A 13,356-nucleotide genomic window follows, 5' to 3' on the forward strand; every position below is an offset into this window, starting at 1 on the left:
AACGCTCGTCATGTTCTTGCAGTCGACTGCGCCTCGACCGCCTGCACCGCCACGCTCGCGACCTGCTGCAATGCCTCGCGGTCGGAGCCTGAGGACGCCATCACGCCCATGCCGACCGAGACGGCCGAAACGTAGCGCGCGAGTGCCGCGGGATCCGAGGTCGGCTTGAGATCGCCTTCGGCCTTGGCGCGAACAAAACGATCGCGAAGCTGGTCCTCGTTCTGGGCGCGCCGAGCGGCGAGTTCGAAGGGGACGCTTTCTGATCCGGTGCCGCATGCAATGCCGCCCTGCACGAGCAGGCAACCGGGCGGGTTGGCGGGATCGGTCTGCTTGTCGGCGATGCCCATCAGCATCCGTTCGGCGACGTCGCGGGCAGTCGGCGCTGCCACGACCTCGTCCATCCAGACGGTGCGCAGTTTGGTATAGCGGTCGAGCGCGGCCTTCAGCAGCCCTTCCTTGTTGCCAAAACAGGCGTAGAGGCTGGGCGGATTGATCCCCATGGCCTCGGTCAACTGAGCGATCGTGGCACCCTCATAACCATGGCGCCAAAACACTTCCATCGCCTGGTCCAACGCCGTTTCGGCGTCGAATTCGCGGGGGCGTCCCATGCCCATTTGCCTGTTCTCCTCGAAATCGGCGTCGTCCCTGACCCTAACGCCGGATCCTATCTCTTTGTTCTCGCTTTATTTTCTCTTCCACTTGCCAATACTTGCGGTAAGCGGCTACAATTTTCTTAGCGAATGGTACATAAGTATCTTGCGCTGCGGTATCCAGCTCCACATCTGTAGTGAACACTACATATATGGAGCGCAAATGCCCCCCTCCCAAAATACCACTCGCCCCGGCCATGTCCGCCGCCTTCTGAGCGGCGTCGCCATCGTGGGCGCTCTCGCCGTAGCCGGCTCGATCGCGACCGGCCATTACTTTCGTGCCGCGCAGGCGACCGCGACCGCCGCGGCCGAGCAAGCCGTCCCTGTCACGGTCGCGCTGATCGAACCAAAGCAGACCGTGCTGTGGGACGATTTCTCCGGTCGGCTCGAGGCCATTCAACGCGTCGAGCTTCGCCCGCGCGTGGCCGGCGCGATCCTGTCGGCCAACTTCATCGAAGGCGCGCTGGTGAAGGCTGGTGACATCCTGTTCAAGATCGACCCGGCGCCCTACGCAGCCGAGGTCGACAAGGCCGCGGCCCAGCTCGAAGCTGCGAAAGCGCGCGTCGTGTTCACGCAGAATGAACTTGAGCGCGGCGCGCAGCTGGTCGGCAACGCCGTGGTGACGCGGCGCGACTACGACCAGCGCGACAACGCCAACCGCGAGGCCATCGCCAACGTGAAGGCAGCCGAGGCGACGCTCCAGACCGCAAAGCTTAATCTCGACTACACCGAGGTACGTGCACCCGTGGAAGGCCGCGTCGGCAAGATCGAAATCACCGTCGGCAATCTCGTCGCCGCCGGCACCGCCTCCCCCGTGCTGACCTCGCTGGTCTCGGTCAATCCGATCTACGCGTCGTTCGATGCGGATGAGGAGGTGGTGCTGCGGGCGCTGAACTCGATCGCAGATGTCTCCGGCAAGCGCGGCAATTTGGACCAGATCCCGGTGGAGATGACGACCTCAGGCGGCCTCTCGGCCAAGGGCCACATCCAGCTCATCGACAACCAGGTCAACGGCCAGAGCGGCACCATCCGTGTCCGCGCGGTGTTCAGAAACGAGGACGGGCGTCTCATCCCCGGCCAGTTCGCCCGCGTGCGCATGGGCCAGCCTAAGCAGCAATCGCTGGTCATGATCGACGAGCGCGCGATCGGTACCGACCAGGACAAGAAGTTCGTGATGGCGGTCGGCGACGACAGCCGCGCGGTCTACCGGCCGATCACCCTCGGCGGCTCGGTCGACGGGTTGCGTATCGTGACGACGGGACTGAAGACCGGCGATCGCATTATCGTCAACGGCCTCCAGCGCGTGCGTCCCGGCGCCCTGCTCAAGACGGAGATCGCGTCGATGGGCGCGCGCGGGCCGCAGCAGGCCTCCAACCACAGCAAACAGGACGTGGTGCAACGCTAGCATTCTCCGCTTCCGGAGCGCGCGGGCAGCGCGAGCCGGAATGTCGAATTTGTTGAACTACCAAGACATCACTTCTGGATTTCCGGATTTGCGGGCTTTTCCCGCGCCCGGGAATGGCGGGAGGGTCGTCTCTCGCGCAGGGGCAAAGCCATGAATCTCTCGAAGTTCTTCATCGATCGTCCGATTTTTGCCGGTGTGCTCTCGGTCCTGATCTTCCTCGCCGGCCTGATCTCGCTGTTCGCGATGCCGATCTCGGAATATCCCGATGTCGTGCCGCCCTCCGTCCTCGTGCGCGCGACCTATCCCGGGGCCAATCCCAAGGTGATCGCCGAGACGGTGGCGACTCCCATCGAAGAGCAGATCAACGGCGTCGAAGGCATGCTGTACATGTCAAGCCAGGCGACCACCGATGGCGCGATGACGCTGACGGTGACATTCCGGCTCGGCACCGATCCTGACAAGGCGACGCAGCTGGTGCAGAACCGTGTGCAGCAGGCCGAGCCGCGCCTGCCCGCCGTGGTGCGGCAGCTCGGCATCATCACCAAGAAGTCGTCGCCCGACCTCACCATGGTCGTGCATCTGTTGTCGCCCACCGGCCGCTACGACATGACGTATTTGCGCAATTACGCCGTGCTCAATGTCAAGGACCGTCTTGCACGGATCGACGGCGTCGGCGACGTCCAGCTCTATGGCGCCGGCGACTATTCGATGCGGGTCTGGGTCGATCCGCAGAAGGCTGCCGAACACGGGCTCACCGCAAGCGACATCGTCAAGGCGATCCAGGCGCAGAACGTCGAGGCCGCTGCCGGCGTGGTCGGCTCCTCCCCGAATGTCAAGGGCATCGACCTGCAGCTGTCCGTCAACGCGGAAGGGCGGCTTGCGAACGAAGAGCAATTCGGCGACATCGTGGTCAAGACCGGTACGCGTGGCGAAGTCGTGCGCTTGCGCGACGTCGCCCGCATCGAGCTCGGCGCGTCCGAATACGGCCTGCGCTCGCTACTCGACAACAAGCAGGCAGTGGCGATTCCGATCTTCCAGGCGCCCGGCTCCAACGCGCTGGAGATCTCCGATCATGTCCGTGCCACCATGGCCGAGATCAAGAAGAATATGCCGGAAGGCGTGTCCTACCAGATCGTTTACGATCCCACCCAGTTCGTGCGCTCCTCGATCGAGGCCGTCATTCACACGCTGCTGGAGGCGATCGCGCTGGTGGTGCTGGTGGTGATCCTGTTCCTGCAGACCTGGCGCGCCTCGATCATTCCGCTGCTGGCGGTGCCCGTGTCGATCGTCGGCACATTCGCGGTCATGCACGTGTTCGGCTTCTCGATCAACGCGCTCAGCCTGTTCGGGCTCGTGCTCGCAATCGGCATCGTCGTCGACGACGCCATCGTCGTAGTCGAGAACGTCGAACGCAACATCGAGGGAGGGCTGTCGCCGCGCGACGCCACCTACCAGGCGATGCGCGAAGTGTCGGGGCCGATCATCGCGATTGCGATGGTGCTGATCGCGGTGTTCGTGCCGCTCGCCTTCATCTCCGGCCTCACCGGGCAGTTCTACAAGCAGTTCGCGCTGACGATCGCGATCTCGACCGTGATCTCCGCCATCAATTCGCTGACGCTGTCGCCTGCGTTGTCGGCGCTGCTGCTCAAGGGACAGAATGAGCCGAAGGACCGGCTGACGATCATCATGGAAAAGGGCCTTGGCTGGTTCTTCCGTGGCTTCAACAAGGTGTTCACACGCTCGTCGGAGAATTACAGCGGCACCGTCACCAAGGTGATATCAGGCAAGGCCGCAGTGATGGGACTGTATGTGGTGTTGATCGGCGTGACCGCGCTTCTGTTCCAGCAGGTGCCGAGCGGCTTCGTGCCGGGCCAGGACAAACAGTATCTGGTCGGCTTCTCGCGGCTGCCCGACGGCGCAGCGCTCGATCGCACTGAAGAGGTGATCCGCAAGATGAGCGACATCGCGCTGACCCAGCCAGGTGTCGAGAGTTCGGTCGCCTTTCCGGGCCTGTCGATCGCCGGCTTCACCAACTCCTCCAATGCCGGCATCGTGTTCTCCACGCTCAAGCCGTTCGACGAGCGCAAGGATCCTTCTCTCAGCGGCCCCGCGCTGGCGGCCGAGCTGAACAAGAAATATGCCGGCATCCAGGAAGCCTTCATCGCCATGTTCCCGCCGCCGCCGGTCAACGGCCTTGGCACCATCGGCGGCTTCAAGCTGCAGATCGAGGACCGTGCCGGTCTCGGTTATGAGGCGCTGAACGAGGCGACCAAGGCGTTCATGGCCGCGATGCAGAAGGCGCCGGAGATCGCCGGCGTGTTCTCGAGCTTCCAGGTCAACGTGCCCCAGCTGTTCGCCGACATCGATCGCACCAAGGCGCTCCAATTGGGCGTGCCCGTGACGGAGGTGTTCAACACGCTGCAGATTTACCTGGGCTCCTACTACGTCAACGACTTCAACAAGTTTGGCCGCACCTATTCGGTCCGGGTGCAGGCCGACGCGCCGTTCCGCGCCCGCGCCGACGACATCCGGCAGTTGAAGGTGCGCTCGTCCTCGGGCGACATGGTGCCGCTCTCGGCGCTCTTGAGCGTTCGCCAGAGCGCGGGACCCGAGCGGGCGATCCGCTACAACGGCTTCCTGTCCTCCGATATCAACGCGGCGGCTGCTCCCGGCTTCTCCTCCGGACAGGCGCAGGAGGTCGCGACGCGGATCGCGGCGGAGACGCTGCCGCCCGGCTTTGCCTTCGAATGGACCGACCTGACCTATCAGGAGTTCATCGCCGGCAATTCCGGACTGTGGGTGTTTCCGCTGGCGATCCTCCTGGTGTTCCTGGTGCTGGCCGCGCTCTATGAGAGCCTGACCTTGCCGCTCTCGATCATCATGATCGTGCCGATGGGTCTGCTGGCTGCTATGTTCGGTGTCTGGATCTCCAAGGGCGACAACAACGTCTTCACCCAGATCGGCTTGATCGTGCTGGTGGGACTCTCGGCCAAGAACGCGATCCTGATCGTCGAATTCGCGCGCGAGCTCGAATTCGCAGGCCGCACCCCGATCCGGGCCGCAATCGAGGCGAGCCGGCTGCGGTTGCGCCCGATCCTGATGACGTCGATGGCGTTCATCATGGGCGTGCTGCCGCTGGTGCTCTCGACCGGGGCCGGCTCGGAGATGCGGCGCGCCATGGGCGTCGCCGTGTTCTCCGGCATGATCGGCGTCACCGTATTCGGCCTGTTCCTGACGCCGGTGTTCTATGTGCTGCTGCGGACCGTCACTGGCATGAAGCCGCTGACGCATCACGGCAGCGACACCAGCGCGGCGCCGGTGCAACCCGTCGGGCACTAGATCAGGGAAATCCCCGACAGCAACAACAAAACGAGCACGGTCTTGCGAAAGACCGTCTCGTTGACCCTGTGGAACGCGATCACGCCCAGCGCGGAGCCTGCGAACAGCGCCGGCAGGCTAACCGCGAGATCGACGAAGACCTTTGACGACAGATCCTGATGTCCGAACAGCAGCGCGATCGCGAACAGCTGCATCGCGGCGATGAACGGCTGCACCAGGCCGCGCTGCTCGCTCTTGGGCATGCCGCGCATGTCGCACCAGATCGTCGGGATCGCGCCCGGCATCGCGGTCAGTCCGCCGACCAGTCCTCCACCGAACCCGATCAACGCGACCCAGTGCCGCCCGACCGCCTCGCCGGCCGTCACCAGCGTCGGCCGCAGCAGCATGTAGGCCGCATAGAGCGCAACGATAATGCCGAAGCCGCGCCGGAGCAGATGCGTATCGGTGCTCTGGAGCAGCGACACCGCGATGGGAACGCCGATCAAGCCGCCGACGATCAGCAGCAGACTGCCTTCCCAGCGGATATTGCGCCGAAGCGACCACAGATTGGTGGCCTGCACGCCGATGCTGCACGCCATCATCAGCGGTACGGCTTCGAGCGGCTGAAACACCCGGAGCAGGATGGCACCCGCTACCGCGGAAAAGGCAAATCCCGAGAGTCCGGAGACAAAGGCGCCGGCGAACACGGCAACGCTGAGCAGCATCAGAGTCGTGACATCAGGCACAATTTGCCCTCCGATCAATCGTAGGGAATTTGCGAGACGGGGACATCGGCGCTCTCGGTGCAAACGGTCGGCACGAGTGGAACCGACGGCTGCGCGTAAGCATGAGATCGCTCCAGCATCGCGAGGCCGACCAGTTGGAGAGCGACGAGCGCTGCCGTCAGCGCGATTGCGACGATGCTGGCGTTACGCACGTTCGAATTTGGGGTGGTCGCTCGTGCGCTCGCGCGGATCAACTCCGTTGGCATTTTCAAAGATATCCTCTTCACGGGAAACGGGAATAATTTCATTCAAACACGGCGCTTCGTGCGGCTGGTCCAGCAGGTGGCGATAGCGCCGCAACACGCGCTCCGCGTCGATTTCCCGCTGCGCGCGGAGTACCGCGCCCATGCGGGCGACGATATCGCGGAATCTTCCTGTCAGAACTGGTGACGCCGTCCGCATGACAATCTCCTCTCAACCCTGCACGAGAGATTGACGGAATTCGTTTCCGCTCGCAGTGAGTTGCTTCACAAAAATGCCTGGTAGGTCGAACAACAGATCGTGTGACGTCTAGTAGAAGACAACGCGGAAAATCGCGTCATTCGATCGAACGACGTGCGATAACTTTCTAATGATGCTTGTGATTGAACCTATTGCGAGCTACGGCGACTCGCCTGCGTTTTTGAACGCGTCTCAGTGCACGAGCGGATTGGAAAATCCAGCTGCGAGCTTGACGAGATCGGCCTGACGAGAAACGCCGGTCTTGGCGAACACGCGATGCAGATGCGTCTTCACCGTCGTCTCGGCGATACCGAGCGCAACCGCCGTCTCCGGCACGCCGCCGACATCGACGATTGACTGCAAGACCCTCAGTTCGGCAGGCGTGAGCTCGAAGGTGCGGTCAATGAGGCCGGCACACGAGCGGCCGTCGAGTTCCGCTTTCCAGATGAACAGGGCTCCCACTGCCGAACTGCGCTCGGCCACCCCGTCGCGCAGCAATGATGGCAGCGCGATGATTTGCGCGACGTAGTAGGAACCGTCATGCGACATCAACGGAATTTTCCGTCCCGAAGATGCCGCCAACGCGACCTCGCTGGTGTCACGGAAAATATCGCGCAAGGCTGAATTAGCAGCGGAAGATCTTGCCACCAACCTGCCCGAGACAGACCGCAGGACATCGTCGACGTCTAGGATCGTCGCCGCGGCCGGATTGCTGTGGATGATATGACAGGTCGAATCGAGCAGGATGACACCGGCATTCAGTCGGTCCACGACGTCGGCAAGCGCGACCGCGCGCTGCTGCTTCCGCTCGATCGTCCGGTTGATCAACAGCGCCCGGCTCGCATGCGGAGCCAGGAACTGCATTCGCGCCCGCTGTTCCGCGCCGAGCATCTCCCTGCCCGGGATCACGGTCATCAGCATCGGACACGGCGACTTCGACTGCTCCAGCACCACGTTGGCGACGTCGACGCAGCCCTGGGGGCGCAGCCATTCCTGGTAGAAGCGGCCGCGGCGGTATTCGTCGAAATCCACGAGATCAGGGATATTGCGCACCTCGCCATAGCGCGGAAGCCGAGCAAGCGGGTCGTATCGGGAGTAGGTCTCCGCATAGAGCTGAATGTAGTACGGATCGACCCCGCAATAATAATGCGTCGCGCCTGATTTGCTGACCGGGTCCTTCGAAATCAGACCACAGGCTTGGCTGCCAATGAAGGCATTGAGTTTGACAACGACCTCGCTCCACAACTCCGGGTGGAGACCCGCGTCATAGATAGTCTCGATCAACTCAGACGGTTTTGGAGGTCGGGGCATCGGAAGAGCCAATGGTGACACATGGAGATGGCGAAATGTTCTTCATGCCTGGCGGCTTCCGTGAGTCTTTCGCGGGAGCGAAAGGTTCAATCGTGAAGGCAAAATTCAACAGTCTAGTTCACAAGCGGATTGGAGAATCCTGCCGCGAGCTTAACGAGATCGGCCTGACGCGAAACGCCCGTCTTGGCGAACACGCGATGCAGATGCGTCTTCGCCGTCGTTTCCGCGATACCGAGCGCGACCGCCGTCTCCGGGATGCCGCCAACCTCGACGATCGACAGGAACACGCGCAACTCGGCCGGTGTAAGGTCGAAGGTCCGCGCGATCAATTCGCCGTAGGACTGTCCGCCGAGCGATACCTTACGCAGCAGCAGCGCACCGACGGCATCGACCACCCGCTCGCTGCCGTCCCGCAGGACGGACGACAGCGGCAGGATGTGCGCGACGTAGCGCTCGCCCGAAGGCGAAAGCAGCGAAAACGCGTGCCCCTTTGCGGCAAGCAGCGCAATTTCATGGCGGGTCGCGAACGCTTCCCGCAGCGTCTGATTGGCCTCCGCACTGCTGGTCACCAATTGCCCGGCAACGGACCGAACCAGATCGTCCGCCGCAAGCAAGTCGTGCCCCGCGGAATTCGCGTGCACCACCCGGCAGAATCCATCGAGCAGAAAGATGCCGCAGGCCAAATTGTCCAGGACCTCCGCCAACGCCGTCGCCAGCGTCAGTTGCGAGGTCATGGCGCGGTTGATCAGCAACGCTCGGCTGGCGTGCGGCAAGATCAGCGAGAGGCGCTGCTTCATCACCGGATCCACCATCCGGCGGCCCGACAGCACCGTCATCATCACGGGGCAGCTCGCATTCGAATTCTCGAGCACCACGTTGGCCGCATCGCTGCAACCCTGCGGCCGCATCCATTCCTGGTAAAAGCGTCCGCCCCGGTATTCATCGAAATTAACGAGATCCGGAATGCTGACGATCTGACCGTGCGGCGGCAAGACCGTCAGCGGATCGAACTTCGAATGCGTCTCGGAGTAGAGCTGGATGTAGTGCGGTTCCGCCCCGCAATAATAGTGCGTGACGCCGAATTTGCTGATGGAATCCTTGGAAAACAGTCCACAGGCCTGGCCGCCGACGAAGTCGCGGATGCCGGTGACGACGTTGTTCCACAGTGAAGGATCGAGTCCGGCATCGTAGATGGCCTCGACGAGGTCGGGCAGCTTCCGCGGTCCGTGCATGGCTATAAATGGCCTGGGTGATCAATATCACCATGCATACCACAACCTCAGCATGCGGCATCCTCCGATCGGATGAGGCGTCGGCCGCCAAGAGCGGATATTCGTTTCGGGTGCTACTGATGCAGAGTCGCGATACCGCACCGGGACGCTCACATCTCGTCCCAGCCGACCTTCTCCATATTCTCCGACCAGACCGCGGCGCGATAGATCTCGCGCCCGTCGGCATTTCTGACCCGGATGCAGGCATCGCGGTCGCGCAAATCGTCGCGCCAGACGAACAGGTGGCTTGCCATCTCGTTGGCCACCACGAATGTCGCTTCGGGGCATTCGAACACCATGCCGCCCGGATCGATCTTCACGATATTGCCGATCATAAGGTCAAAGAAAAAACGGCGCATGCAACACTCCAACTGGGGGCGGCGCACGCCCGCCCGTGCTGTCTCCAAGCGGCATTTGACTTGAAATTCAGTCGTGCGCGGTCACGACATTTCGCCGCTCCTGACGTCACTGGGCGTGGCGCCATAAGTTCGACGGAAGCAGCGGTTAAAATAGGAGAGATCGCCGAAGCCGACATCGTAGGCGATCGAGCTGACCGTCCGCTCGGCGTATCCGGGTTCCCGCAACATGCGATGGGCGCGCTTGACGCGTTGTTCGATCACGAAGGACGAGAACGTCTTGCCGTCGGCCTCGAACAGGCGCTGGAGATAACGCGGCGCACGCCGAGCTCCTGGGCGACTGTGGCCACCGACAGGTCCTGCCGCCAGCAATTGTTGGCGATGGAGACTTTGGCCTTCTGCAGCCGTGCCGCCTTCACGCCGCGCCGCCCGGCCAGCTCCCGGGGCTCGTTGGTGGCACCGAGAACGATTGCCAGAAGATCGTGCAGATGCCCGACCCCGAGCTGGCGCAAATTTGGCGTCGCGAACGCCTTCTCCCGCACCAGTGTCTCCGCATAGTTGACCAGCAATCGAAGTCCTGTCGAGCTCTCCGGCATGACACGCATTACGGCGTCATCGACATCCACGATCATCGGCGCCAGCACGCGTCTCGGCACGCGTAGGGAGAAGCAGCTGCCCAGCGACAATCGCTCGAACGTCGTGACGTCCTCCGCGCTGGTCAGGACCGCCTCCCCTGCACGAAGGCTCAGATCGTGTCCCCGCTCGGATATTCCAAGTACGCCAGATCGATTCACGATCAGGGCCAGGCTGTCGTCGCCATCGGCAACCAGGTGTTTGGTGCGACTGACGCGCGCTCCGCACAATCCTCCGATCAGCAATTGGGCTTCCGGCAAGACGTGGGACGTGAAGCTCGCCGTAGCCGGCTTTCCTTCTCTCGCCTCGACCTCCGCCTTCAACGCCCCGCGGCAGTAGAAATCGCGAAGCAGCGGGATACGCTCGTTTTCGGGAATTTCGTTCGTCGAAACATTAATAATGGAAAAATCAAACTGGCTCACTGCAATCCTCCAACCGACGAGCAGGTCCGGCCGTGCGCTGTCGTTTCCTCACACTCGCGTTTGACGCCGTCGTCGCATCTCTTCGTGGCGCTTGCTGCTCTTCACTTTTCTGGATCGCGATATACGAAAGTATCAAATGACTCGCGTCCTGCATTCGGAGGACACGGGAGCTCGGCTCATCACAATGCATTGAGATCGCGGCACGTATCGGCGAGCCTTGTGAAATGGATCACACGGCGTCGTCACCGCCATTCGTTCGATGCGCGAATGGAACGGCAAAGCCGGTGGCGATCTTGACCAAGTCGGCCTGCCTGCCGGTGCCGGTCTTCTCGAACAGGCGACCGAGATGCGTCTTCACCGTCGTTTCGGCGATGCCGAGCTTTGCCGCAATGTCGGGAACACCGCCAATCTCGATGATGGCCATTAAAACGCGCAGTTCGGACGGTGTCAGCCTGAAGGCCGCCGCAATCGCATCAGCCGCGAGCCATGTCGCCGCCGATGCCTTCTGAACGAACAGCACCGTGGCTGCAGCATCTCGCGATGGAGTGCGACAGCGCTTCAAGGGAAAGGCGTGGAGCAGATAGTGCTGTCCATCAACTGATGTCGCAAGCTCGATCTGGCGGCGGGCAGCGGAACGAGTTTCGCTGCCTGAATCGATTTCGCACAGGCCGCGGAATATTTTATCAGTCTGGGTGTTGCGGGCCACGATCCGGTCGCCGACCATTGCGAGCAGGCTGGCATCGGCGAACAGCCCGCGGCATGCTGCGTTGGCATGCACGAGGCGGCCATCTGCGTCGAGCAGGCAAATCGCCGTGCTCAGCCCATCCAAGACCTCGGCAAGGTCGTCCACGGTATGCGAGCGTGCCCTGATCTGTCGGCCCATGATCCTGGAGCGCTGAAGGTGCGGAGCCAGCAGCCGCATGCGCTCACGCATCGGCTCGTCAACCATTCCGCGCGACCGGTGGCGCAACACCTGCAGGATTGTGGTGCGCGTGTCCGACTTCTCGAGGGCAACGGTTGCAAGGTCTATCGCTCCTTGCGGTTCCACCCACTCGCGATAGAAGCTCGTTGCCAGAAAATCCGCCTGAGGCATGATGTCGGCTACGCCGATCGTCTGCTCCGCCGCGAGCGTAAAATGGCGATCGAGTAGAGGGTCCAGCTCCACATATCGGTCGCGATAAAGCTGGCGGAAGCGGGATTCGGTGCCAAAATGCTCGTGGATCTCGATCGAGAGCCTGGCTCTGTCCCTGGACAGGATGGTCGCGGCACATCCGCCGACGAAATGCGAAACCTGTTCCAGCACCCCGCTGCGCAGTGCGGGATCGACCGCGGCGTCGTAGATCTCGCCGACAAGGGACGAGAATCGATTTGCGTGGAGGATTGTCATCGGCCGGACGACGCAATCTGCGTATGGCTCGGGCGTGCGAGAAAGATCGCGATCCGGGGACTGGCGAAGGAGACGGGCCGTTCAATGGCCGCCTTCGACTGGGAGAAAACGTTGCAACGAAATGCTGGAATATCGAACATCGTCCTTGCGTAACGTCAACCGCAGGATGCGGCTTGGACGTTTTCGCCAAAGACTAGGATAAATGCGAACAGCGCGCGGACTGTGTGCGATGAGTCACGCGTGCGATGCGTCAGGCAGCGCGCGCACCGCAGAACCCTGTCGCCACCGATCCCGCCGGCCTCGCATTCGGCTCCGGCAGTTTACTTGCGATTCTCCTCGCAGAATTTCAATGCCGCCAGCGCTTCACCGGCACGCGGCACCTGCATCTCGATGCTGTCGTCGTCATCGTCCTCGAAATCGAGCGAGAGACGCTTGGCCTTGGACAGCCGGTCCATCATGGACTGCTCGTATTCGAAGATGCCGCGCACGGTAGTTTTGTCCATGACCTCCCACTTCGCCTTCTTCATGATATCGGCGTCGTCGGTGCCGACATCGGCCCGGAGGATCTCGCCGACCTTGTCCCACTCCCAACCGTCATAGATCATCACGATCACGATCGCCTTCTCGGAATAGGTGATGACGATGACGTAGTCCCGGTTCTCGTCTTCCTTGTCCTTGTAGCCGCGGCTCGCATTGCAATGCGCGTCCTGCATACGCTTTTCGATGGTCCAGTCGCCGACCTTGGATTGTTGCGCCTGCACCGGTCCTGCGGTCAAAGCGACTGCGCTCAAGGCGCCTGCCAGGAGCCCGGCGGCGAGAAGATATCGTTTCATGTCAGCCTCCAGCGTGTTCCCCGGACTGAGATGACCACCTCTGCCGGTGACCCGCAAGGGCTTCAGGCGGTTCGCCGCGGCACGATCGCGATCGGGGTGAAGGTGTAAACCTCCTCGCCGTTCTGATTGAACATCGTCCATTTCACCAGTGCGATGCCCTGCGGCTTCGACTTCGATGGCGTCAGGCTCATGACCTCCCCGACCAGATGCAGGCGGTCGCCGGGCCGCACCGGGATGGTCCAGCGCAGCCCGTCGACGCCGGCACCGATCAGCGGATGCGGGCCGAAGGGACGGGTCTGGATCGCGAGGCTCATGGCAATCGCGGCGGTGTGCCATCCCGAGGCAGCGAGACCCCTGAACAGGGTCTGCTTGGCGGCTTCGTGGTCGAGATGCATCGGCTGCGGATCGAACTCGGCCGCGAACCGCTTGATGTCGGCCTCGGTGACGTGAACTTCGGGGGATTTGAACTGCATTCCAATGGTGAGATCGTCGAACCACTCGACCTGCGCCATGATTTCGCCTCGCAATGTGATGCGCCGCCTCG

General features: G+C 62.3%; 12 protein-coding genes and 1 pseudogene. 2 read left to right on the plus strand and 11 right to left on the minus strand.

The features are described from left to right. Nucleotides 1-8 precede the first annotated feature (8 nt). Nucleotides 9-614 carry a TetR/AcrR family transcriptional regulator gene (locus AC0L3B_RS10950; protein WP_018459270.1) on the minus strand — a complete coding sequence of 202 codons (606 nt, stop codon included), beginning with the start codon at nt 612-614 and terminating at the stop codon, nt 9-11. A gap of 199 nt (nt 615-813) precedes the next feature. Between AC0L3B_RS10950 and AC0L3B_RS10955 the strand changes: the two genes are divergently transcribed. Together AC0L3B_RS10955 and AC0L3B_RS10960 are read left to right on the plus strand one after the other, a co-directional pair. Continuing rightward, nucleotides 814-2,055, plus strand: coding sequence for an efflux RND transporter periplasmic adaptor subunit (locus AC0L3B_RS10955; protein ID WP_473380384.1), 1,242 nt, complete (start codon nt 814-816; stop codon nt 2,053-2,055). Between the two features lie 150 nt (nt 2,056-2,205). Then, on the plus strand, nt 2,206-5,394 hold the full coding sequence (locus AC0L3B_RS10960) for an efflux RND transporter permease subunit (RefSeq protein ID WP_473380385.1): 3,189 nt from the start codon (nt 2,206-2,208) through the stop codon (nt 5,392-5,394). Here AC0L3B_RS10960 and AC0L3B_RS10965 read toward each other — a convergent pair. The 10 genes and pseudogenes from AC0L3B_RS10965 to AC0L3B_RS11010 form a co-directional block, all read right to left on the minus strand. Further along, complete coding sequence (locus tag AC0L3B_RS10965) at nt 5,391-6,119, minus strand: sulfite exporter TauE/SafE family protein (RefSeq protein ID WP_085352782.1); 729 nt, start codon at nt 6,117-6,119, stop codon at nt 5,391-5,393. The two genes, AC0L3B_RS10960 and AC0L3B_RS10965, sit on opposite strands and share 4 nt — an antisense overlap. 14 nt (nt 6,120-6,133) lie before the next feature. Beyond that, the gene (locus AC0L3B_RS10970) at nt 6,134-6,310 is read right to left on the minus strand and encodes a hypothetical protein (RefSeq protein WP_240543388.1); all 177 of its coding nucleotides are present in this window, start codon (nt 6,308-6,310) and stop codon (nt 6,134-6,136) included. After that, nucleotides 6,303-6,560, minus strand: coding sequence for a hypothetical protein (locus tag AC0L3B_RS10975; RefSeq protein WP_085352780.1), 258 nt, complete (start codon nt 6,558-6,560; stop codon nt 6,303-6,305). The genes AC0L3B_RS10970 and AC0L3B_RS10975 overlap by 8 nt, the downstream gene beginning before the upstream one ends. A 231-nt stretch (nt 6,561-6,791) precedes the next feature. Further along, the gene (locus tag AC0L3B_RS10980) at nt 6,792-7,910 is read right to left on the minus strand and encodes a helix-turn-helix transcriptional regulator (RefSeq protein WP_247391269.1); all 1,119 of its coding nucleotides are present in this window, start codon (nt 7,908-7,910) and stop codon (nt 6,792-6,794) included. Between the two features lie 113 nt (nt 7,911-8,023). Then, nucleotides 8,024-9,142 carry a helix-turn-helix transcriptional regulator gene (locus AC0L3B_RS10985; RefSeq protein ID WP_247391267.1) on the minus strand — a complete coding sequence of 373 codons (1,119 nt, stop codon included), beginning with the start codon at nt 9,140-9,142 and terminating at the stop codon, nt 8,024-8,026. A gap of 149 nt (nt 9,143-9,291) precedes the next feature. After that, the gene (locus tag AC0L3B_RS10990) at nt 9,292-9,540 is read right to left on the minus strand and encodes a DUF6894 family protein (protein ID WP_247391264.1); all 249 of its coding nucleotides are present in this window, start codon (nt 9,538-9,540) and stop codon (nt 9,292-9,294) included. An 81-nt stretch (nt 9,541-9,621) separates the two neighbouring features. Next, nucleotides 9,622-10,592: pseudogene (locus tag AC0L3B_RS10995) on the minus strand (helix-turn-helix transcriptional regulator). 229 nt (nt 10,593-10,821) lie between these two features. Beyond that, nucleotides 10,822-11,979 (minus strand): helix-turn-helix transcriptional regulator, encoded by a 1,158-nt coding sequence (locus AC0L3B_RS11000; protein ID WP_473380386.1) that lies wholly within the window; start codon nt 11,977-11,979, stop codon nt 10,822-10,824. A 320-nt stretch (nt 11,980-12,299) separates the two neighbouring features. Beyond that, nucleotides 12,300-12,812, minus strand: coding sequence for a hypothetical protein (locus AC0L3B_RS11005; protein ID WP_085352774.1), 513 nt, complete (start codon nt 12,810-12,812; stop codon nt 12,300-12,302). 62 nt (nt 12,813-12,874) lie between these two features. Further along, nucleotides 12,875-13,324: a MaoC family dehydratase gene (locus AC0L3B_RS11010; RefSeq protein WP_018459282.1), complete on the minus strand. Its 450-nt coding sequence runs from the start codon at nt 13,322-13,324 to the stop codon at nt 12,875-12,877. Nucleotides 13,325-13,356: the final 32 nt, after the last annotated feature.

It is taken from the genome of Bradyrhizobium sp. Kon56, assembly GCF_055807635.1.